16 protein-coding genes are annotated in these 23279 nt (G+C 45.6%); 8 read left to right on the top strand and 8 right to left on the bottom strand.

The features are described 5' to 3' along the window. Nucleotides 1-227 precede the first annotated feature (227 nt). From H9625_RS00745 to H9625_RS00760, 4 genes are all read right to left on the bottom strand, one after another. Nucleotides 228-1370, bottom strand: a complete 1143-nt coding sequence (locus H9625_RS00745) for a DUF362 domain-containing protein (RefSeq protein ID WP_087397346.1) — start codon at nt 1368-1370, stop codon at nt 228-230. Nucleotides 1371-1495: 125 nt separating this feature from the next. After that, nucleotides 1496-2398, bottom strand: coding sequence for a metallophosphoesterase (locus tag H9625_RS00750; protein WP_225226178.1), 903 nt, complete (start codon nt 2396-2398; stop codon nt 1496-1498). A 227-nt stretch (nt 2399-2625) separates the two neighbouring features. Continuing rightward, nucleotides 2626-4050 carry a hypothetical protein gene (locus tag H9625_RS00755; protein WP_191762746.1) on the bottom strand — a complete coding sequence of 475 codons (1425 nt, stop codon included), beginning with the start codon at nt 4048-4050 and terminating at the stop codon, nt 2626-2628. Between the two features lie 42 nt (nt 4051-4092). Continuing rightward, nucleotides 4093-6750, bottom strand: coding sequence for a TonB-dependent receptor (locus H9625_RS00760; RefSeq protein WP_191762747.1), 2658 nt, complete (start codon nt 6748-6750; stop codon nt 4093-4095). A gap of 275 nt (nt 6751-7025) precedes the next feature. Here H9625_RS00760 and H9625_RS00765 point away from each other — a divergent pair, with 275 nt between their 5' ends. The 3 genes from H9625_RS00765 to H9625_RS00775 all read left to right on the top strand — a co-directional run bounded on the left by H9625_RS00765 (nt 7026) and on the right by H9625_RS00775 (nt 8258). After that, a complete protein-coding gene (locus H9625_RS00765; protein WP_087212588.1) occupies nt 7026-7490 on the top strand; it encodes a GNAT family N-acetyltransferase in 465 nt (154 codons plus the stop codon). Between the two features lie 51 nt (nt 7491-7541). Continuing rightward, nucleotides 7542-7712 carry a hypothetical protein gene (locus H9625_RS00770; RefSeq protein WP_158098033.1) on the top strand — a complete coding sequence of 57 codons (171 nt, stop codon included), beginning with the start codon at nt 7542-7544 and terminating at the stop codon, nt 7710-7712. Between the two features lie 96 nt (nt 7713-7808). Continuing rightward, nucleotides 7809-8258 (top strand): hypothetical protein, encoded by a 450-nt coding sequence (locus H9625_RS00775; protein WP_191762748.1) that lies wholly within the window; start codon nt 7809-7811, stop codon nt 8256-8258. Here the strand turns inward: H9625_RS00775 and H9625_RS00780 are convergent. Then, nucleotides 8246-9532 (bottom strand): histidine-type phosphatase, encoded by a 1287-nt coding sequence (locus tag H9625_RS00780; protein ID WP_191762749.1) that lies wholly within the window; start codon nt 9530-9532, stop codon nt 8246-8248. The two genes, H9625_RS00775 and H9625_RS00780, sit on opposite strands and share 13 nt — an antisense overlap. A 125-nt stretch (nt 9533-9657) precedes the next feature. Beyond that, nucleotides 9658-13026 (bottom strand): transcription-repair coupling factor, encoded by a 3369-nt coding sequence (gene mfd, locus H9625_RS00785; protein ID WP_191762750.1) that lies wholly within the window; start codon nt 13024-13026, stop codon nt 9658-9660. Nucleotides 13027-13101: 75 nt separating this feature from the next. Between mfd and H9625_RS00790 the strand changes: the two genes are divergently transcribed. After that, complete coding sequence (locus H9625_RS00790; RefSeq protein ID WP_191762751.1) at nt 13102-15279, top strand: CDC27 family protein; 2178 nt, start codon at nt 13102-13104, stop codon at nt 15277-15279. A gap of 198 nt (nt 15280-15477) precedes the next feature. On the opposite strand, the gene lipB is transcribed toward H9625_RS00790, so the two are convergent. Beyond that, entirely contained in the window at nt 15478-16149 is a 672-nt protein-coding gene (lipB, locus tag H9625_RS00795; protein WP_022039325.1) for a lipoyl(octanoyl) transferase LipB, read from the bottom strand. Nucleotides 16150-16428: 279 nt separating this feature from the next. Next, complete coding sequence (locus H9625_RS00800) at nt 16429-17595, bottom strand: mechanosensitive ion channel family protein (RefSeq protein ID WP_191762786.1); 1167 nt, start codon at nt 17593-17595, stop codon at nt 16429-16431. Between the two features lie 345 nt (nt 17596-17940). Here H9625_RS00800 and H9625_RS00805 point away from each other — a divergent pair, with 345 nt between their 5' ends. The 4 genes from H9625_RS00805 (at nt 17941) to gcvP (ending at nt 23022) form a co-directional block, all read left to right on the top strand. Then, nucleotides 17941-18792, top strand: a complete 852-nt coding sequence (locus tag H9625_RS00805) for an RsiV family protein (protein WP_191762752.1) — start codon at nt 17941-17943, stop codon at nt 18790-18792. A gap of 10 nt (nt 18793-18802) precedes the next feature. Continuing rightward, entirely contained in the window at nt 18803-19429 is a 627-nt protein-coding gene (gene rsmG / locus H9625_RS00810; protein ID WP_022039328.1) for a 16S rRNA (guanine(527)-N(7))-methyltransferase RsmG, read from the top strand. Between the two features lie 20 nt (nt 19430-19449). After that, nucleotides 19450-20088 (top strand): MBL fold metallo-hydrolase, encoded by a 639-nt coding sequence (locus tag H9625_RS00815; protein WP_022039329.1) that lies wholly within the window; start codon nt 19450-19452, stop codon nt 20086-20088. A gap of 81 nt (nt 20089-20169) precedes the next feature. Continuing rightward, nucleotides 20170-23022, top strand: coding sequence for an aminomethyl-transferring glycine dehydrogenase (gcvP, locus tag H9625_RS00820; protein ID WP_191762753.1), 2853 nt, complete (start codon nt 20170-20172; stop codon nt 23020-23022). Nucleotides 23023-23279 lie beyond the last annotated feature (257 nt).

A 23279-nucleotide genomic window follows, 5' to 3' on the forward strand; every position in this document is an offset into this window, starting at 1 on the left:
GTGCGTTGAAGCAAGAAGATAATAACGACAACCTTTTATACCATGCGCGGTATGAAATTGTGTATTTTAATAGGACACAGAAGACACGGAAAGGCACAGACGAACACAGATTTTTATATTTTCCTTCTGTGTATTCTTGTGTAGTCTGTGTTCTATGATAGCATCAACAAAATGCACAAATCTATATTGCGCATAGTATAAATCAGCTAAACGATATGTATCAGGAGCTATCTTACACGTACCAATTCATAATCACGGTTGCCCAACCCGATTTTTTCAGCATGAGCCAAACACGTTTTATATTCCGCGTTCGGATTGGTATTGTCGAAATGGTCATGATGGTCATGAAAATGAGGACTTGCCATTTCATCCGCCAACTGGCTATCGGGCAAAGGAGTCTGTTTCAAACAAGCGTCTACACATGCCTGGTCTAAAGCCAACGGGTCGAAAGATGCGAACATGCCCACATCGGGTATAATCGGAGTGTCATTGCCCGAATGGCAATCACAAGTCGGCGAGACATCGCACACCAAGGAGATATGGAAGTTTGGCCTGCCATAAACTACGGCTTTCGTATATTCAGCCATCCGGCAATTCAGCTCTTTGATTGCCGCATCTTGGGCAAAGCCGATTGCATCAAAATTACATGCCCCAATGCAGCGTCCGCAACCTACACAGTTGTCTTGGTTGATAGACATCTTCTTTCGCCCTTCGTCAAAAACTAGACCGTCATTCGCACATTCGCGCATGCACCTCTTACATCCCCTGCATGCATCCTGATTGATAACAGGCTTTCCGTTGCAGTGCTGGTCTTTCTTTCCGGCTCTCGACCCGCATCCCATACCGATATTCTTTATTGCGCCTCCGAATCCGGTCATCTCATGACCTTTGAAATGAGTGAGTGAAATAAAAATATCGGCATCCATTACGGCACGGCCGATTCTCGCTTCTTTTACATATTCACCTCCAGCCACAGGCACCGCAATGTCATCCGTTCCTTTCAGGCCATCGCCGATAATCACCGGACAGCCTACGGTCAAAGGCGTAAAGCCATTCTCCCATGCACAATACAGATGCTCAATGGCATTCTTGCGGCTGCCCGGATACAATGTATTGCAATCGGTAAGGAATGGCTTCCCACCACATTGTTTCACCATATCCACTACAGCCCGCGCGTAGTTCGGACGAAGGAAACTCAAGTTCCCCAGTTCGCCGAAATGCATCTTGATAGCGACAAACTTTCCGTCCATATCTATTGTATTCAGACCTGCTGCCTTTATCAACCTTTTCAGCTTGTCAGCAGGCCCTTCATCAGGTTTGCACCGGAAATCGGTATAATAAACCTTGCTTTTTGTTTTTACTTCATCCATTGTCTTATTCCTTTTGGTCGATACCGCAAAGATAATCGAAAATCACATTACAGGCAATAAAAAAGCAGATTAACACAAATCCTTCCAATCTGCATTAATCCGCTTTCTTATTATATCACAATGTCTTATTTCGTACGGCGAACCGTATGGAGCGCTTTCCCGTCCTTGTCCATCATGTGTAGGCAAAGCTCGTGTTTGTCTACCGTAATGAGCGAGAAACCTGTCGCACCGCTGCAGAACTGCGTGCCGTCTATCGGTTTCACTTCGCGTGCCAACGAGCCGGAAGTGTTCACCACATAGTCAATCTTGCTGTCCGGCTTACGGATGTGCTGGAAGTTATGGATATGGCCACATACGTACATGTCTACATTGCCGTGCTTGCGCAAAATAGAGTCTACCCGCTTCTGCATGTCCGTCCGTTCGCTATCGTTCTTATCGGTATCGGCATAGATGGGGTGATGGCCTACCACCATTACCCAGTCTTCTTTAGCCGAAGTCAATACCGAATCCAGCCATGCCAGCTGCTTGTCCATATCTTGTTTGCCTGCATCGGGATATTTCTCGGTATCTTCACGGTATTTGTCAAGCAAAGGTGGCGTATCAATCATCACCAAGCGGATAGTCGCCCCGTCTTCCTCCATCACCTTTGTATAATAACGTGCCGGCATCTCCCACCGTGCGCTGACATTGCTATAATCCAACACCGCCTGCGTATTGCCACGGTATTCATGATTCCCTAAAATGGGATACCAGGGCAACATCAAATCGGGATGGCTGTATATCAGTTCGTAATTGGTCATCCACAAAGGGTCTTGCACACTGCGCACCCCCTCGAAATGATGCACGTCACCGGCAGCTACTACAAATTCGATATCAATCGTTTCTGCCATTTTACCCATCAGTTCGGCTATCGGCTTCTGGTCATAATAACCGTTGCGCCCAAGGTCGTTTGCCAAATAAAAATTAAGCGGTTTTTCCAAAGATTTCCACGTTGCCGCATCTTGCGCGAAAGCGACTACAGCCGCCATTACCAGGAATAAAGAGATTCCTATTTTCTTCATTGATTTCATTTGCTTAAAGATAAATGTTGATTAATAATTATGCGACAAAATTAGGAGACAATTCTGAATTAAAACTGAAACCTCCTGCTGTATGTCTTAATAAAAAAATCCGGGTACTGGAGTTATTTCCGGTCCCGGACCTTTTAGGAAAAAAGAATGTATATCAGAGTTGTATCAGAGATACCGCATTCAGATTACTCTGCACCATACGCACCGAAATAAGGTTGGGGAGCAGGAGTAGTGTAAGTTTCGCCGTTCACAGTCAAGCCCGTAGTGCCGAAGAGCGGAGCCATATCCGATCCGTTTTCGCTGTATGCGCCTTCCAAAGCCGGAGAGCCTGCAGTCAAATGGAAATCCCAAGCATCGTTGTAAACATAATTGGTCAATGAAGTAGCATTGATGTCGTAGTTAGCGAACATCGGGTCTTTGCTGTCTTCTTCGGTAGCGATAACGCTATTCACATCAACTACACCTACATGATAGTCTTCGTGCTCATAGTTATATCCCTGCCAAGAATACTGAATGCCTTGTTCGTAAACGTATGCAGGGTCTACTTCCTGACTACCTGAAGCATAATAGTTATAATCGATTACCGAGTTTTTGTCATCATAACCGCCTTCTACATTCGCCAAGTTATCCAAGCCCGGAGTCATTGCACGGAATTTGCAGTTCACAAGCAAGTTGTTGTAAACATGTACGGCTACGTTTTCTTCCGCATAAATACCGCCACCCTTATCGCTGTCGCGACGCCATCCGGCATTGATGATGGTATTGTTGTAAGCCTGAATCTTAGCTTGAGCGCGAACGTCACTTTGGTCAGAGCTTGACAGCTTCAAGGCGTTGGTGTTCGGAGCATACATTACATTGCCTACTACATCTACTTGGCAACCCGATTTCACATTAACCGCTTCCTCGCCTGTCTCACCGTTTGCGATAAACAAGTTGTTCATGATAATGGCATTACCGCCCATCATATAAATGGCATCCGACACACCGTTGCGAAGGATAGAATTTGTAATGACATACTTGCCGTTTACGTTATTGGTAGTAATCTGCGGATAAGCGTCATCACCTGCTTCATAATATCCTGCGTTAGCAGCGGGAGCACCTTCCAATACATCACCACCCGTATATTCAATAATGGTATGGTCAATCAGCATTTCTTCGCAAGTACTTCCGGCTACAATACCGCCCCACAAACCTGCGAATGTATTGGCTTCCGTCCGGTCAGCTTCAGGAATAGAGAACAGAATAGGTTTTTCTTCCGTTCCTTCACAATACAAGTTTCCGTTTACAGTAAACTCTACCGGAAGCAAATTGGCACCTACGCCTTCTGTACTGGCAATAATCTGCACACCTTCCTTGATAATCAAAGTCTTGCCTTCAGGAACGGTGTAATGCTCAGTAAGGTTGATTACCGTATCAGCAGGCCAAGTCACCGTATTGGTATTGTTCCATTGGTCTTCCAGACTTACAGGACCTTCCGGATCGTCACCATTCGGTTCATCCGGTTCTTCTACAGGAGGATTCTGCGGTTCGTTCTCGTCATCACTACAAGCAGCGAAGAATGATACACTCATCAAAGCTGCACCTACGAATAAATACTTCTTTAAATTCATAATTAAAAGTGTTTGTTAGTCAATATGTTTTGTTTTGCTTTCTTACAATTTATATCTCACGCCCAGCATAATGGTTTGTCCGTGCCATTCCTTACGCTCTATCAGGTTCCCGTTCTTGCGTTCGAAATTCGTCACACCGTCTGTATGAGGACCTTTATGGGTATAACGGAGCAATGGAATATCCAATAAGTTAGAAGCCTTGGCAAATACACTCACGCCACACTTGAAACTTTTCTCTACCGATGCGTCCAATTGGAAATACCCGTCTTCCCAAATATCGTCATCAAAATAGTTAGAGACTTCACTCAAGCGCTTGCCCGTGTAACTTCCGGCTATCTGACCTTCCCAACCGTATTTCGTACTCTTGAAAAGCAAGGAAAGATTTGCCACATGACCTGCCTGGCCATACAACGGACGCGACTGGCGGACGGTCTTCACTTCCGTACCTTCCATAATACGTTTATCGGTTGTAATTTTAGAATGAGTGTACGTATAATTTGCTTTGATACCGAACCAATTGAAATATTTCATAACGTCTACCTCTACACCCATATTGTCTGCATCACCAAAGTTCATCGGCACGTAATAAGTATTCTGTCCCATATTCAACAAACCGGTTTCAATCGGGTCTTTCAAATGTTTGTAGAACAGACCAACCATAAACTGCTCAGACGATTTCGGGAAAAATTCATACCGCAAGTCTACGTTGTCAGCTACCGTATGCTTCAAATCCGGATTACCTCTTTCATCAAAGTCCTCATTAAAAATTGTATAAGGCACAATTTCGAAGAAACTCGGGCGATTGATGGCACGGGCGTATGAGAAACGCAAATTGGCATTTTCGTGCACATTGTATTTGGCATGGAAACTGGGCAATACATCCGTATATTTCTGATTGCCTTCAGGGTCTGCGTTCTCAGTGGGGAACTTCAGCAAATATCCTTGATTGGTATGTTCTACACGCACACCCGCAATCAGTTCCCACTTGCTCCATGTATATTTTACCATCCCGTATCCGGCGCCAATCTTTTCGGTTGCATCATAATTCAAGGCTCCGCTAATATTACGGCTGCTTACATCCGAGAAAACGATTTCATCAAAATTATTCCAATCTTCTCCTTTTATCTGAGGATCACCGTTTGTTGTTCTAAACTTATATTCATTGAAATAGCTGTCACGCTTCTTGTCACGATACATACCTCCGATTGAAAAGTCAAATGATGAGCCGTTCGAAAGATTCAGTTTATACATTAAGTCAAGGTATCCGGCAAAGTCACGGTCGGAATTGTGTTCCCAGCGGCGAACCAACGCATCGTTTACCGCTACACGATTTCCGCCATCCAGCAAACCTACTTCTGCATTATCGGGAGTTTCATTATACGCTTTCGATGCTACCGCCGACCAATTCAAGCGCAAGGCATGATTGTCCAGAAACCCATGTTCGCCTTTCAGTGTAGAATTAATAATGTACTGATGGTTCCATTTCATGCGTACATGTTCTTCATCATCATCTTTTTGGTCGCGCACTTCCGCTTCACGCATATCCATGTATCCGTTATACCAGGTCAGCTTATTGTTTTCATTAATATGATAATCCAGTTTTACGTGTGCTCCGATACGGGTCTGCTGGGAAGAATAGTTACGGTATTCAATATTACCGCTATCCCGCCCCGGCTGATAAAAAATCTGGCTTTCCTTACCGCGGTACGTATTCAAGAATGTACCTGCCACCATCACACCCAAACGGTCATTAAAGAAACGGTCACCATACGAAAGGCTTGCATTCAAGTCGGGCATCGGCTTACTCCATTTCATGTGAAGATTATCGTAATTAAAATCATCGGGAGTCACGCGGAAATATTCAGGCTTGCCCATCCGCTCGTAAGGCGAATCCTTTACAATAGCTCCATGGTCGAACGACTGGAAATCGCGGTCGAAATACATAGCGTTATAACCGGTAGAAATGCTTGCCGTGAACTGACGTTCCGTAGGCGCATCTTTCATCACCAGATTGACCGCACCGCCGATGCCGTCGCCTTCCATATTGGCAGTAAGTGATTTGGTCACCTCCAACCGGTCGAGCATCTCAGAAGGGAATATGTCAAGAGGCACGAAACGGTTCTTATTATCGGGACTTGGAATCTTCACCCCATTAATTAAGGTATAATTGTAACGCTTGTCCATACCGCGCAGGATAGCATACTGCCCTTCCCCACTGCTGTTACGCTCGATTGTCACACCCGACATACGCTGGATTACATTCGCGACCGTGATATCCGGAGAAAGCTCGATAGCTTTTGCACTCATCACGTTCACCACGTTCATCGCCTTACGCTCGATGGCGCGTGCACCAGCTTCACTTCGTCCGGGATTGGTAGCCACCACGGTGACTTCTCCCAGCAGCACATCATCACTTGCCAATGGTATTTCTATATCCGAATCCTTCGAAGTGACCTGCATTTCGTAGCTCTTATAACCAATATATGTACAGATAATCGTAAACGTCGGACGGTTCACCGACAGACTGAAACTTCCGTCAAGTCCCGTCACTGCGCCTTTCGACGGCTCTTCCTTCACCACGACTGATGCACCGATAATCTCTTCACCGGTCTTTGCATCTTTTATCTTTCCTTTGATGTCCATCGCATTGGCACTGGCTGCCGTGAGCAACGCCAAGCCCAAAACAACTCTCTTTCTCATAACAATCTTTTTCCCTTTTTGCTTGTTTGACGCCGCAAAAGTAGAGGCAATGTTTTTCAAGACAGTTTCACAAATGTTTCATTTCCGCTACACATGCGAAAGAGGTGCGAAAAGAGTGCTTTTTGAAGATTTTTTGAAGACGATATTACATTCGTGTTACAAATTCAGACCATGTATGACAATTTTATAGTGCATGTGACATTTTATTCAATATAAAGGACGAGAATCGGTACAATCTGATACTTTTGCAATTCGAAACCATGCCTTTTATTTATATGAAAACTATACGAAAAAGCCAGCAGACTGACTGTCTTACCATTTATAATTTAATATGCGATATGGAGGCCCAAACGCTTCCGTACGAAACATTCGAAGAAATTTACTCCAGACAATTGGAGAACGACTGTTACATTTGCTTAGTATACGAAATAAATGGAGAGGTGATTGGCTGCATCAACCTGCGAATGGAATACCAGCTGCACCACGCCGGACGGATATGCGAGATTATGGAATTGGCGGTACGCTCCGACCGCCGCAGCCAAGGCATCGGCAGATGTCTTTTCAATGCTGCTTACAATGAGGCAAAAGCCCAAGGTTGCCTCCAGATAGAAGTGTGCTGCAACCAACTGCGCCTCCGTACCCACCGTTTCTATGAAGTGTGCGGAATGCATAACTTCCACTACAAGTTCTCACTTAGCCTTACCCAAACGGGTGATTACGACAACAAACTGGGGAGGTGAAATTATCATTTTCACGCCAACAATTAGAAGCTGTTTTGAATTTATCGTGCGATGATTTGGGATGAGTTTTTGAGGCATTTCCGCTTCTGTGATGAGGAAGATAGCGGGCTATCTGACGAAGAACAGGAGCGAAAAGGACCAAAAAATCGCCCAAAGCACACACGAAAACGGATACATCAAGCCAAGAAAAACTTTTTGGAGAAATTCAAAACAGCTTCTTAGTAACAGGCAATCTTATTCCTGCAGGAAAAGGCGTAAGCGGAAGTACACAGAAAATCGTCACCTTTGCCTGCAAATCACCAGTATAATATAAGGTATATGGATTTATCGAATTGGTTTAAAGGTTTTGAACTAGGTATCGCACGACTCACGGAAGAAGAGCGGAAACGTTTTTTCGCTGAGTGTGGAAAGAATTGCGTGCGCAACGGCGTGTTACCCATTTACGAAAAGCTGTACAAAGATGCCAACGGCAACATGGATACATTCTTCCGCAAAGCAAACGAACTGCCTGGAGTCAGCGGAAAGGTAGTGAAAGAAGGACAGATATACCGTCTTTCCTTTCTGGAATGCACATGCGGACTGCACACAGAGGGGTATGTCCGCACACCCCTGCTGTGTGAATGCTCACGTCAAAGCGTACTCTATGCATTGCACAGCCTGTGGCAGGAACATGATTTCCGTGTAACGCTCTGCTGTTCCATCCTACAGGGAAACGAGAAGTGCATAATGCAGATTGAGGTAATACAAGGCAGAAGTCAATCTTCCTGAGTCACTTCCACATCGGGTAAGGAAATACTATCGACTACCTTCTGCCAGTAAGCACGGACATCTTTCCAATGGTAGAAAGGCGCACTGTCGGTTTTGACGGGAAGCGTCACCTCACGCTCGTTCAGAAGAAGCTTCACCAGAATGTCATCATTACCCGGCTTGCGGAAGAAAATGAGTTGAACGTTGCCGCACATCGGAATAATACGGTAGGTTCGGTAGGTATCGGCTATCTTTTGCCAATCACCGGTAGAAGCAGACAAATGATTGCACCCCATCAGCGTGGCCAAGGGAGCCAGATTGGTATCATGCCCATAACGAAGGGTAACGCAATTCCGTTTCGAAGCGATGACCGTATCGGCAGTCTCTACAAAATTACGGAGCAGGTTGCGTTCTACCTTGTACATACAAGCACCGCTCAGCGGGGATGCGCCTTTCTCGTAATACCACTCGAAGTTATTACGTTGCCACAAGTCGTAACGTTCATCTTCGGTAAACAAGAACGCCAAATCAGGCTGATTGTAACTGCTTTGGCTGATTCCGTCCAGTTCGAAGAGGTCCATCATCAGTCCCGTAGGATCTTCCACAGCCTGAGGACGGGTGAAGAGCTGCTTCATCAGACGGTCAGGATGCACGTATATGCTGTCGGCAGCACGATAGACCGAATCAGCATTCGCCAAATGGACAGCTTCGTAGGGTTCGTTTTTATACTTTATATAATAAAGGTCATGATTGCTGGCATCGTTGGTGATATTCAATTTCGGATTTAAACCTTTCAGCTCCACACACCCGGCGGTCATCGAAAGGAAAGCACGGGTCTTATAGGTAGAGCGGGCATCCACGTGTACACCTTCGGTAAACACTTGCGGATAACGGGCAAACATACGGCGTACCAACTGGCGATGTTGTTCAGCTCCTTTCGGAGTGAGTTCTCCATAGCGTCCTTCGGCTTCCTGCGCCAGACTTTCCACTATCTTGAGTGCCCGTTTCCCATCGGCAGTAAGGATATGTTGCTTTTCGGCATCACGCAAGACAGCCAAGGGCTTATCGTATTTTTTCTGCTTGGTAAGATAACGTGAACCGTGACGGGCGAACATCGAGATGTAAAAGGGTTCATAGCCTTCAGGAGCCGGAGTAAGTTCCACGGACGGAGCCTGATAGGCATAATACTTACCGGTTGCCAAAGCCGGGTTTTGGCGGATTTCATCCTTTGCGGTCTGTGCTGACACTGACAAGGTAACACAAAACAAGGGAACAAACGATAACAATCTTTTCATACTATCTTATAAATAAAAAAACGGATGTAAATGTAGAGATTCTTCCCTACACTTACACCCGTTGATACGTTAAAAGATAACGTCAGCCTTTGAAATGAAACAGGACTGAAATATGTTTGTCACGCTTATTGCGCTGGCATACTTACGATCTCTTGCATAATGCGTACGGCGGTCTGCACGTCTTTTACGTCTTTGATGACCATGCTTCGCTTACCGTTTTGCTCGCGCAGGTTACATATACGCGGGTTCTGTGACATATAGTTGATTATTTTCCCGAACGCCTCGCTTTGATAATAAGGGCTCTCCAGGTTGCTGACAAAATACAGCGTCATCCGCCCTAACTTGAGGATAACCTTTTCGATGCCCATCCGTTTCGCCATCCGGCGCAAGGGCACGATACGTATCAGTTCTTCTCCTTCGGGCGGAATCTTGCCGAAACGGTCTACCAGCCTTGCCTTGAAGGCTTCGACATCCTTGTCCAATTCCAGTTTATCCAATTCGCGGTAAAGCAGCATACGCTCGCTGCTGCTGGGGATGTACTCGTTGGGGAAAAGCAATTCGAGGTCGCTCTCTACCGTACATTCGTCAACAAATCCCTCGCCGCTCAGTTTTTCTTCACCTGCTTTGATTTCATCGGCATAAAGTTCGGCAAACTCATCGTTCTTCAATTCTGTCACCGCCTCTGCCAGAATCTTCTGATAGGTCTCATAACCCAGGTCGGCAATGAAACCGCTCTGCTCAGCACCCAGCATATTCCCGGCACCGCGGATATCAAGGTCCTGCATGGCAATGTGAATGCCGCTTCCTAAGTCGCTGAAGTTCTCGATAGCTTGCAAACGGCGTTTGGCTTCGGGGGTCAGAGTAGACAAGGGGGGAGCCAGCAGATAACAGAAAGCTTTCTTGTTGCTCCGCCCTACCCGTCCGCGCATCTGGTGCAGGTCGCTCAATCCGAAATTCTGCGCCTGGTTAATGATGATGGTATTGGCGTTGGGAATATCGATACCGCTCTCGATGATGGTGGTGGCAAGCAACACATCGTAATCATAATTCACAAAGTCGAAGATGATTTTCTCCAGTTCTTCGGGTTTCATTTGTCCGTGCCCCACGCACACACGGCAATCGGGAATGTTACGTTCTATCATCGCTTTCAGTTCGGGCAGATTCTGGATGCGGTTGTTTACAAAAAACACTTGCCCGTTACGGCTCATTTCAAAGTTGATAGCATCGGCAATGATTTCTTCATTGAACGTGTGCACCTCGGTCTGTATGGGATAACGGTTGGGCGGCGGGGTCTGGATAACCGACAGGTCGCGTGCTCCCATCAACGAAAATTGCAAGGTACGCGGAATAGGCGTAGCGGTCATTGTCAGCGTATCGACGTTCACCTTCAGCTGACGCAGTTTTTCCTTCACGCTCACGCCGAACTTCTGCTCCTCATCGATAATCAGCAATCCAAGGTCTTTGAACTTCACACTCTTGCCGATAATCTTGTGCGTGCCTATCAGGATGTCTATCTTTCCGTCGGCAAGTTCCTTCAAGATACGGCTGGTGTCTTTTGCCGTACGGGCACGGCTCAGGTAGTCTACCTTGCACGGCATTCCTTCCAACCGCTTGCTGAACGTCTGGAAATGCTGGAACGCCAGCACGGTAGTAGGTACCAGCACTGCTACTTGCTTGTTGTCGGTCACCGCCTTGAAGGCTGCACGTACAGCCACTTCGGTCTTGCCGAATCCTACATCGCCACACACCAGACGGTCCATCGGACGGTCGCTTTCCATATCTGCTTTTACCTCTTGTGTAGCTTTCAGCTGGTCGGGCGTATCTTCGTAAAGGAAACTTGCTTCCAGTTCGTGTTGCAGAAAACTATCGGGGCTGTACTTGAAGCCCTTTTCCTGCTTGCGGCGCGAATAGAGCTTGATAAGGTCGCGGGCGATGTCCTTGATTTTCGTTTTGGTACGTTCCTTCATCTTCTCCCACGCCCCGGTACCCAGCTTGCTGATGCGAGGCTGCTCGCCTTCTTTCCCTTTATACTTCGAAATCTTATGCAACGAATGGATGGAAACGAAGACTACATCGTCATTTTGATATACCAACTTGATAACTTCCTGCGTAGTGTTCCCATTGGGGATGCGCACCAGTCCGGCAAACTTTCCGATACCGTGGTCGATATGCACCACATAGTCTCCCGGTTCAAACTGGCTCAGTTCTTTCAGCGAAAGCGCTACCTTTCCGCTACGTGCCTTGTCGCTGCGTAAATTGTATTTATGAAAACGGTCGAATATCTGATGGTCGGTAAAAATGCAACACTTCAGTGTATGGTCGATGAAACCTTCGTGCAAAGTGCGGTCTACCGGCACAAATGAAATCTTATCGCCACGTTCTTGAAAAATGTCACGCAAGCGGTCGGTCTGCTTTACACTGTCCGAACAGATATACAACTGATATCCCCGCTGCCGGTAATCGGTCAGGGTGCTCGCCACCAAATCGAAATTCTTATGGAAAATCGGCTGAATGGAAGTTTGGAATGCCAACGTTGCCTGAGGAGTGCCAGCCGCTTTATGCCCAAAATCTATCCGCCGGAAAGACAATGCCTTTTGCAGAAAATCAGGCCCGGAAATTAATTTTTTCCGCAAATTTACCCAGTCGGTTTCCTCCCCTTCGTATGCCTGCACTGCCTGAGGAGAAAAAACCTCATCGTGTACCGTCTGGATACGCTCACGCACCCACATCAAGTCTTTGACCCACAGCACACATGTCTCAGGGACAAACTCCAACAGACACACATCCCCGTCAGAAGCCTCCGACAATTCGGGAACAATACTTACCGCATCTTTCTTCTCTTTCGAAAGTTGCGAATCCACCTCAAACGTACGAATACTGTCTATCTCATCACCAAAGAAATCAATACGATATGGATATTCTGATGCGAACGAATATACATCGAGAATACTTCCCCGCATTGCAAACTGTCCTGGCTCATACACATAGTCAACACGATGAAAACCGTATTTCACCAATTCTCCGGTTATCACTTCCGTATCGATGTGCTGTCCGATACGAAGACACAACATCCGTTCATCCAGCGACTTTTGGGATACCACTTTTTCTGCCAACGCATCCGGATAAGTCACCACCGTAACAGGTTTCTCCTGTTTCAACCGTGCCAATACTTCCGTACGCAATATCTCATTGGCTGCATCACGCTGACCATACTTAATGGCCCGCCGAAACGAAGAAGGGAAAAACAAAATCTCTTCATCACCATCGGCCTGTACCATATCGTGATAAAAATATCCTGCTTCTTCCAAATCATTCAAGATAAAAAGATTCACCCGGGAATACTGCTTAATGAAAGCCGATGCAAAAAAAGAAGCACACGAAGCATGAGTGCCTTCCATAAAAACAGTACGTATATCTTGATTCTGCAAAAGTTTCACCAAAGCCCCCACATTCGGATGTTTGGCATAAATTTGTTGAAGTCCAGCTATTTCCATTGTAATTCCTATAGATGGCGCAAAATTACAAAATTATTGCTACATTTGCACTTGTCAAACCAGATAAAAAACTTTATGCACGAACACATCATCGAACTGTTAGACCAACGGCGGCTGAAAGAAGCACTCGTCCAGCTGCAAGCTTTTGCCGTAGAACTGGAAGACTGGCAATTGAATGCAGACATCGAAAGCCTGTCAACTACATACAATTATATGCTGCAATACGCAGCCCAAGGAGTAAACGACCCCGAACGTGGGAAAATGTACTGCCACTTGTGGAGAAGAGCATATGAACTGGCCGATAAGGCAAACTTCATCAAAACCGGAAAACGCGGAACTGGATATTTTGCCGACACCTACCGCCGGCAAATGCAACACCCTGCACATTCGTTGCAAGAATTGCAAATGACCTTGGAAATGTTAAGCGAAGACATGGCATTGTCACAACTTCCAGTGACCGAACCGTTGCAGACAGACAAAAAAGAAAATCCTTTTATCAGGCATGAACAGACGGTAGATGAATTATTTTACAAAATATGGACTTCGGCACAATGGTCGGAAAACGAACAGAACCAAGCCGAAGCCTTTCTCTCGTCATTGCTGATACCAGCCAACGATATTGCCGTGATGCTCAGTGCAACCACCCTCAGCCTGCTACACATATTCGACAGCCGCAAGTACCAATTCCTTATCAATGCCTATCAATCAGGCACCGACACGCTAGTCACCCAACGGGCACTGGTAGGTATCGCCCTGGTAGCATACTACCAAGAGGCACGCCTCAACCTCTATCCCGAACTGCTGGCTGCCCTTTCACTGCTCACCGATAAACCGAAAGCAGCTAAAGAACTGCTCACCATACAAATTCTACTCCTTCTTTCACGCGAAACAGAAAAGATAAGCAAAAAAATGCGTGAAGAAATCATCCCGCAAATGATGCGTTCTGCCAACATAGCCAAAACCGACCTGAAAATTTTAGACCTAGAAGAACTGGAAGACAAAAATCCGGAATGGAGCAAAGGAATGGCACAGGTGGAAAATACCATCCGTGAACTAGGCGAACTGCAAATGGAAGGAGCGGACACCTACATGAGTACGTTCTCACAACTGAAAAGTTATCCTTTCTTCCGGGAAGCAGCACATTGGTTCTACCCATTTGATAAACAAACCCCCGAAATAGCTCCACTCTTCAAAGACGAAAAAGAAGGACAACGCTCAATGATGGGACTGATAATGGACTCACCAGTCTTCTGTAATTCAGACAAATACTCATTCTGCCTCACGCTTTTTAACCTGCCTGAACAACAACGTCAGTACATGACTTCGCAGTTCAATGCACAAACCGAAATGCAAGCGGAACAGATACAAGCACTTTCTGAAACATCAAAAGACTTTCAAAAACCCGAAATCGTCAGCCGGCAATACATCCACGACCTTTACCGCTTTTTCAAGCTATGGATGTACCGCAACGAAGTGGACGACATATTCAAAAGCAAACTTGACCTGTGGAACTGCCAAGCACTCGGTCCGCTATTGCACCACACCGAAGCCATCAAGCACATCGCCGACCACCTGTTTGCCAAAGATTATATGGAAGAAGCATCACAGCTTTATCTCCGGCTGAGCCAGGGAGAAAAGCCCAACGCCGAAATCATGCAGAAGCTCGGCTACACCTACCAGAAAATGAAAAACTATGAGGAAGCCATCCGGGCATACCTTCAAGCCGACCTGCTCAAGCCCGACCATCTTTGGACTTTGAAGCATCTGGCACAATGCTACAAACGTACCCGACAATACTCAAAAGCATTGGAATACTACGAGAAAGTGAAAGAAATGAAGCCCGATGACTTGAATATTCTGCTCCAAATCGGACAATGCCTTGCCACTCTCCGCCGCTACAAGGAAGCATTGGCATACTTCTTCAAGGTTGAATACTTGGACAATGCACCTGCCAATGCACAGCGTGCCATAGGCTGGTGTTACTTCATGACCGGTAAATACGAAGATGCGCTCCGGTTCTATCGCAAACTGACAGATACACCCGATAATGTACCAATGGCCGACTGGCTGAACACCGGACACGCCTACCTGGCACTTGGAAAAATTCCAGAAGCCTTGGAACATTACCGGAAAGCTGAAAACAGCTGCATAAGCCATGAAGCATTTATCCAGAACTTCAAAAACGACAAAGAAGCATTACTTGAACAAGGCGTACCCGAAGACACACTTTACCTTATTCCAGATATGCTGTAAAAGACAAAAAAATGAATGCCCGCAAACAGCCAATACATACCCCTGAAAAATGAATATATACTGCATACGCGGTTGAATATATACTGCATACGCGGTTGAATATATACTGCATACGCCTATGGATATATACTTCATCGGCAAATGCAGTACTACTGCGTTTTCAACTCAGTCAGATTGGCTAATTGCGGACATGCATTATTAAAAGGAAACAAGGTGCGCACGGAGTTCCTTTTCCAACCTCAAGCATACCTCTTCCATAGGAATTTCCATACCGGTTTCCTTGGCTAACGAGGTCACTCCCTTATCGATGAAGCCACACGGATGGATGTAACCGAAATAACGCAAATCGGTATTCACATTCAGTGCCAATCCGTGCATTGTGACAAAATGGCTGCTCCGTACTCCGATAGCACATATTTTCCGCTCAGAAGAAGTGCCGATGTCCAGCCATACTCCCGTAGCTCCCTTCACTCTTCCGCCCTCAATGCCATAGGAGCGGCACACACCGATAACTGCCTCTTCAAGTACCGAGACATATTCTTTCAATCCCAAATGAAAATCTTCCAGACAAAGGATGGGATAACACACCAGTTGCCCGGGTCCATGAAATGTAATGTCTCCTCCCCTGTCGATATGAAAAAGCTCTGCACCTATCCGCTTCAGTTGTTCTTTGCCCAACAACATATTCGTCTCTTTCCCGTGCTTTCCCAACGTATATACAGGGGGGTGCTCGCAAAACACCAACCGGTTAATATAAGATACGTGGCCGGCACGCGCCGCAATCACCTCATTAAACAAACGAGACTGGCGTTCCCATGCTTCCTGATAAGGAATCATACCCCAATTTTCTGTTTCCAACGATACTTTCATTTTGCCTTTCGCTTTATATTATGAATTCCGCATCCAGCCAATATCCTCCCTGAAAACGAAGTTATATTCATAAACCATTCCAATCAACTGCTACAGTCCGCGAAGACAACTGAAACGGTAAAGTTGAGAAGCTGTTTTGAATTTCTCCAAAAAGTTTTTCTTGTCTTGATGTATACGTTTTCGTGTGTGCTTTGGGCGATAAATTCAAAACAGCTTCTGAATATATCTTCATTTGGGAGACATCTTATCCGGTGACTGATTGCGGTATTTATTCCCGTTTTAGATCCCTTGATACAATTTCAGCCCGAAACGGGGAGCCATAGCCAGCAGATGATCGAAAATATCCGACTGGATACGTTCATACTCCCGCCACGCCTTGATGCGTGAAAAGAAATATACACGAATGGGCAGACCGTGCTCGGTAGGTTCTTTCTGCGAAATAATCAAGTCCAAATCCTGGTTCACCACCGGCAAACTCATCAAATAACGCTCGATGTAAACACGATACACCTGCGAATTGGTCGGCACCTGACCTTTGTCCGGCACATAACCGACAAGCAACGGAATATCTTTGCAAAGACGTTCTAATTCATCCGGAGCACAAAAGCGGATAGTATCCAAGTCCAGCCAGATGCGCTTATCCACCCGGCGTCCTCCACTTTCCTGCATTCCACGCCAATTTTGGAACGTACTGTTCACCATTGTATAAGGAGGTATGGTAGTAATGGTATTGTCCCAGTTTTGAATCTTCACCGTGTTCAGCGTAATTTCCTGCACTATCCCGTCGGCTGTCCCATTAGGCAAAGTCACCCAGTCACCAATCCGCAACATATCATTGGCAGAAAGCTGAATGCCCGACACAAATCCCAGAATACTATCCTTAAATACCAACATAAGCACCGTGGCAGCAGCCCCCAGACCGGCAAAAAGCGTCACGGGCGATTTATCGATAAGCGTGGCAACACTCAGTATACCTCCCAGGAAAAACAGCACCACCTGACATACCTGCACCAATCCGCGGATAGGATGGTTCTTCCGGATTTCTTTTGAATTGTAAATGTCGAGCATCACCAGCAACACCGCATTCAGAGTGAACAATATAGACACAATGATATAAACGGCACAGACACGCTGCGAAAAATCCAGCATCCCCTTCCCTTTCACGAAAGCCAAGGGCAAAAGCATATAAATCAACATGCCGGGGACGATGTGCAGCAGATGATGCACCACCTTGCGTTCTACCAGCAAGGTATTCCACTTTCGAGGGAACCGGCGTGTGTAACGCTTGATTCCTCCCACCACAATAGCTTGGAAGAAATAATTCAGGCCCACGGCCAACAATATGATGAGCGCAGCCACCACTGTTTCGTCGAACATATTGGCATACTTGGGTGAGAATCCCCACGAAATAAGCAAGTCGTTCATCCATCCACCCAACGTACCGATGTTTTGTATTGTTTCCATAAACAAATGTTTTTATAAATTATTACAAATAATAACACGCTAAAGATACAAGATGTTCAGCAGACCGGCAAGAAATCCCCCTAAGTTTTTTCCAACAGACCTTCTCCCGACATCCATTCCGTCATTCCCAAATCCATTCCGGATAACATACAGTTCTCATAAATATTTTTTCCACATCACCCTTTGCATAACGAAAGACGCGTGTACGTAGCAACCGACTGATATTTCCAACCTTTTTGCAAAAAGATTAAGAGAATATATACAAAAAATTCACAAACTTGTGTTATCTTTGTCATATCAAAATCAGAGGAACCTAAAACAAATGATATGAAGCATAGAACGAACTTATTTTTATCGCTGATATTCAGCGTCACGGGATGTTGCATGCTGCCGGGCTGCCTACAACAAGACAAAACGGAAACAGCACCACAAGTATGTACTGTGAGCACAGACACCATCATCTACCTGCAAGAAGGAGAAGAAGTTCCATCGTGCAAAATCAACTTGGATTTCTCGTACCTCAAACCAACGGCTGAAAACGATTCGGTATCACCTAGAATCAACGCAGCCATCCAAAAAACACTTTTCGGAAACGCTTTCATGACAATGACTCCCGACAAAGTACTTTCCACACTGGCAGACAATTACATACGCGGATACAGGACAGATGTAAAAGGACTGTTCGATGCTGACATGCACAATGGTATGAAACCAGCCGACGTACCGGCATGGTACAACTACGAATACCAATTGAACACAGAAATGAAGCAAGGATACAACGGCGTATGGAATTACACACTGACTAATTTCCGTTATACAGGAGGTGCACATCCCAACACTGAAACCACCTGCCTGAACATCGATTCAAAAACGGGAACGATATTGAAAAAAAATGATGTATTCAACCCCAAAGATACCGCCAATATCTGCAAGCTCATCATGAACGAACTGATAAAAGAAACAAACCGAAGACTAAATACCGATACCATCACGTCATTGGACGGACTGCAAGAACAAGGCATCTTACTGGATACATATTTATACATACCGTCGAACTTCCTGCTGGAAAAAGAAGGAGTGACATTCTACTACAACCACTACGAAATAGCCCCTTACTCGGCCGGCGACTTCCGTTTACAGGTAAACTATGACGATATTCAACCTTATATGAAAAAGTAACAGTACAACCATGGACATCATTCTAAAATACTTTCCTACCCTGACAGATACCCAAAAAGCACAATTTGAAGCATTGGGAGAACTTTATACCGACTGGAACAGCAAAATAAACGTCATTTCCAGAAAAGACATCGGAAACTTATACGAACACCACGTGTTACACTCACTAGGCATCGCAAAAATTATTTCGTTCCGGCCAGGAACAGAAGTGATGGACTTAGGTACAGGAGGTGGGTTCCCTGGCATTCCGCTTGCTATTCTCTTCCCCGAAGTGAAATTTCACCTGATAGACAGCATCGGGAAAAAGATAAAAGTAACTACGGAAGTGGCTAATGCTATCGGGCTGAAAAATGTAACCACACGCCAGTGCAGAGCTGAAGAAGAAAAAGCACAGTTCAATTTCGTTGTAAGCCGGGCTGTAATGCCACTGGCCGACCTGCTGAAATTAGTCCGAAAGAATATCAAGAAAGAGCAATGCAATGCCTTGCCCAACGGCCTGATTTGCCTGAAAGGCGGCGAGCTGCAACACGAAATTCTACCCGTAAGGCATCAGGCAATTGTCACGGAACTGACAAATTTCTTCAAAGAGGAATACTTCAATACGAAAAAGGTTGTGTATGTAAGCATAAACAAATAAAAAGTGACTCTACGAAAGCTATGACCATCAAACGTTTTCAATTCAATATGTTTCCCGTCAATTGCTACGTGATTTCCGACAAAACGGGAGAAGCAGCCATCATCGATGCAGGATGTTATTATCCAGAAGAAGAACAGCAACTGAAAAGATACATTAACGACAACAACCTGAATGTAAAACACTTGCTGAACACCCATCTCCATTTAGACCACATATTCGGCAACACATTCCTGTTGCGCGAATTGGGACTGAAAGCTAAAGCATGCAAGGAGGATGAATTCTTGCTGGAAAAGATGCCTGCCATGTGCCGTATGTTCGGATTTCCGCCCAACGCTGCCCCGGCAGAATTGGGAGGATACATAGCCGATGGCGACAAAATACAGTTTGGAGAAAGCACGTTGGAAGCTATCCATGTACCTGGACACTCTCCAGGAGGAATGGTATTCTACAATGCTGAAAACCAATGCATCTTCAGCGGAGACGTTCTGTTTCAGGGAAGTATAGGACGTGCCGACCTGGAAGGAGGAAACTATGACGAGTTGCTGGACAGTATTGCAACCCGTCTCTTCACCTTGCCTGATGAAACAATCGTATATCCCGGACACGGAGAACCGACCAGCATCGGACAAGAGAAAATGAACAACCCTTATTTTAAATAACAACCAGACAGACAAGTCGACAAGACATGAGGGAAACAAAATAAGAAATCTTGCCGACTTGCTCCTAAAAATCTAAAAACCATGAAGACAGACATTTTTGCCAACCGCCACATTGGCATTTCGGACTCCGACCTTCCCAAGATGTTGGAGAAAATAGGTGTCGGCACATTGGATGAACTCATTGACAAAACTATCCCGAAACAAATCCGACTGAAAAAACCGCTAGATCTGCCACCGGCAATGACCGAACGAGAATTTTCCGAACATATCACGCAGATGGCTTCGCACAATAAAGTCTACAAATCGTATATAGGTACGGGTTGGTATGATACAATTACTCCAGCCGTCATCCAACGTAATGTATTCGAAAACCCGGTCTGGTATACTTCGTACACACCTTATCAAACCGAAATCTCACAAGGACGCCTGGAAGCCCTCATCAATTTCCAGACTGTAATAAGCGACTTGACCGCCATGCCGCTCGCTAACTGCTCACTATTGGATGAAGCGACTGCAGCAGCCGAAGCCGCCACAATGATGTTCGCTTTACGTAGCCGCGCACAACAAAAGGCTGGCGCCAACACACTCTTTGTCGATCGGGAAATATTCCCACAGGTACAGGCCGTTATCCGCACACGTGCCATACCGCAAGGTATCGAAATAAAAACTGGTGACTATAAAAAACTGGAATTCACTCCCGACATATTTGGTTGCATTGTACAATATCCAAACAATAGCGGCAACATCGAAAACTACAGCAACTTTACCGCCCGTGCACATGAATCTGGATGCAAAGTAGCAGTAGACGCCGATATTTTAAGTCTAGCCCTGCTGGTTCCTCCCGGAGAATGGGGAGCCGACATTGTATTCGGAAGCACCCAGCGACTGGGTATACCTCTGTTCTATGGCGGGCCATCAGCTGCTTATTTCGCCACACGGGATGAATACAAGCGCAATATGCCAGGAAGAATCATCGGCCTCTCGAAAGACAAATATGGACATGTATGTTACCGGATGGCTTTACAAACACGAGAACAGCACATCAAACGTGAACGGGCAACATCGAATATCTGTACAGCTCAGGCACTGCTCGCTACCATGGCGGGGTTTTATGCTGTATGGCACGGTGCAAAAGGCATTAAAGAAATAGCCCAACGCATCCACAGCATAACCAACTGGCTGAACCTCCGGCTTACCGGCTTGGGATATATCGAACGGAATGAAACATTTTTCGATACACTCCGCCTTGGCCTTCCAGAAAATGTGTCGCAAGAAAAATTGCGCACCATTGCTTTGAGCAAAGAAGTAAACCTGCGCTATTTCGACAATGGCGATGTAGGTATCAGCATTGACGAAGCTACCACATTGGCAGATGCCAACCAACTCTTTATGATATTCGGCATCGCTGCAGAAGAAACGGTACATGAAGTAAAAGATATCACAGACAGTTCTTCAATCAGCCCCGACATGTGCCGCCGTTCACCTTTCCTTACCCACGAAGTATTCAGCCTTTATCACACGGAAACGGAAATGATGCGCTATATCAAGCGGCTGGAACGCAAAGACATTTCCCTTACCCATTCCATGATTTCATTAGGGTCGTGTACCATGAAACTGAATGCCGCAGCCGAAATGTTACCACTTAGTAATTCGGCATGGATGAACATCCATCCGTTAGTGCCAGAAGAACAAGCCCAAGGATACCACGAACTGATAGAAAACCTTTCCAAACAATTGCTTGCCATCACAGGTTTTGACGGCATTACTTTTCAGCCCAATTCAGGAGCAGCCGGCGAATATACAGGACTGCGCATCATCCGCAGTTATTTGGAAAGTATCGGACAAGGGCATCGGAACTTGATTCTGATTCCAGCATCAGCTCACGGAACCAACCCGGCATCTGCCGTACAAGCTGGATACGAAACCTTGACTTGTGCCTGTGACGAACACGGAAACGTAGACGTAAATGACTTACGCGAAAAAGCAGAAGCCAACAAAAATCGTCTTGCGGCACTTATGATTACCTATCCGTCTACTCATGGCATTTTCGAAAACGACATTATGGAAATCTGCCAGATTATCCATGCCTGTGGAGCACAAGTATATATGGACGGCGCAAACATGAATGCGCAAGTGGGACTGACAAATCCAAGTACCATCGGGGCAGACCTGTGCCACCTCAACCTGCACAAAACATTTGCCAGTCCACATGGAGGAGGCGGTCCAGGTGTAGGTCCAGTTTGCGTATCCGAACACTTGATTCCATTCTTGCCAGGTCACAATCTGTTCGGGAATGACACTAATGAAGTTTCATCTGCCCCATACGGAAGTGCCGGCATCTTACCCATTACTTATGGGTACATTTCAATGATGGGTGCAAAAGGACTGGAACAAGCCACAAAAACAGCTATCCTCAATGCCAATTATCTGGTAGCATGCCTGAGCGATACCTATGGTACAGTATATCGGGGAACAAACGGCTATGTGGGGCACGAAATGATTCTGGAATGTCGCAATATCCACGAAGAAAGCGGAATAACAGAAAACGACATTGCCAAACGTCTGATGGATTACGGTTATCACGCTCCGACCCTATCATTCCCTGTACACGGCACATTAATGATAGAACCTACCGAAAGTGAAAGTTTAAGTGAACTTGACAACTTTATAGACTGTATGCTCTCCATCTGGAACGAAATAGAAGAAATCAAAAATGGCGAAGCATCAAAAGAGGACAATGTGCTAGTCAATGCCCCTCATCCCGAATACGAAGCCGTATCAGATCGATGGCAACATTTTTACACACGTGAAAAAGCTGTCTATCCGACAACAAGTGTACGAGAAAACAAATTCTGGATAAATGTGGCACGCGTAGACAACACATTGGGAGACCGCAAACTATTGCCTACACGCTACGGTTCATTTACAGATTAAAAAAGACAGATAAAGACAATAAAGAAAGGCTCAAAATAGCATTTGGGATTAAAGTCAAGACATGAAGCAAGAGAAATCTTTCCTTTCTTACCTTATATATTATAAAGTATAAAGGACTTCATATCATAAGTATAAAACCAAGACATCTCATTTTCTATCTTGAGCCCTTTCTTTTGATTAAAGATTCATCGGTCTCGAAAACCTATCATAAAAAAGTACCTGTTGAGACGTCTCCTAAAATCATATTTCCCCAAGTA

This window comes from Phocaeicola intestinalis (genome assembly GCF_014837065.1).
GTDB lineage: Bacteria > Bacteroidota > Bacteroidia > Bacteroidales > Bacteroidaceae > Phocaeicola > Phocaeicola intestinalis.

Coding starts and splice junctions, on each gene's coding strand:
- H9625_RS00745 (WP_087397346.1), bottom strand. CDS start 1,370: ATGGATGAAGTAAAAACAAAAAGCAAGGTTTATTATACCGATTTCCGG.
- H9625_RS00750 (WP_225226178.1), bottom strand. CDS start 2,398: ATGGCGGCTGTAGTCGCTTTCGCGCAAGATGCGGCAACGTGGAAATCT.
- H9625_RS00755 (WP_191762746.1), bottom strand. CDS start 4,050: ATGAATTTAAAGAAGTATTTATTCGTAGGTGCAGCTTTGATGAGTGTA.
- H9625_RS00760 (WP_191762747.1), bottom strand. CDS start 6,750: ATGAGAAAGAGAGTTGTTTTGGGCTTGGCGTTGCTCACGGCAGCCAGT.
- H9625_RS00765 (WP_087212588.1), top strand. CDS start 7,026: ATGAAAACTATACGAAAAAGCCAGCAGACTGACTGTCTTACCATTTAT.
- H9625_RS00770 (WP_158098033.1), top strand. CDS start 7,542: ATGATTTGGGATGAGTTTTTGAGGCATTTCCGCTTCTGTGATGAGGAA.
- H9625_RS00775 (WP_191762748.1), top strand. CDS start 7,809: ATGGATTTATCGAATTGGTTTAAAGGTTTTGAACTAGGTATCGCACGA.
- H9625_RS00780 (WP_191762749.1), bottom strand. CDS start 9,532: ATGAAAAGATTGTTATCGTTTGTTCCCTTGTTTTGTGTTACCTTGTCA.
- mfd (WP_191762750.1), bottom strand. CDS start 13,026: ATGGAAATAGCTGGACTTCAACAAATTTATGCCAAACATCCGAATGTG.
- H9625_RS00790 (WP_191762751.1), top strand. CDS start 13,102: ATGCACGAACACATCATCGAACTGTTAGACCAACGGCGGCTGAAAGAA.
- lipB (WP_022039325.1), bottom strand. CDS start 16,149: ATGAAAGTATCGTTGGAAACAGAAAATTGGGGTATGATTCCTTATCAG.
- H9625_RS00805 (WP_191762752.1), top strand. CDS start 17,941: ATGAAGCATAGAACGAACTTATTTTTATCGCTGATATTCAGCGTCACG.
- rsmG (WP_022039328.1), top strand. CDS start 18,803: ATGGACATCATTCTAAAATACTTTCCTACCCTGACAGATACCCAAAAA.
- H9625_RS00815 (WP_022039329.1), top strand. CDS start 19,450: ATGACCATCAAACGTTTTCAATTCAATATGTTTCCCGTCAATTGCTAC.
- gcvP (WP_191762753.1), top strand. CDS start 20,170: ATGAAGACAGACATTTTTGCCAACCGCCACATTGGCATTTCGGACTCC.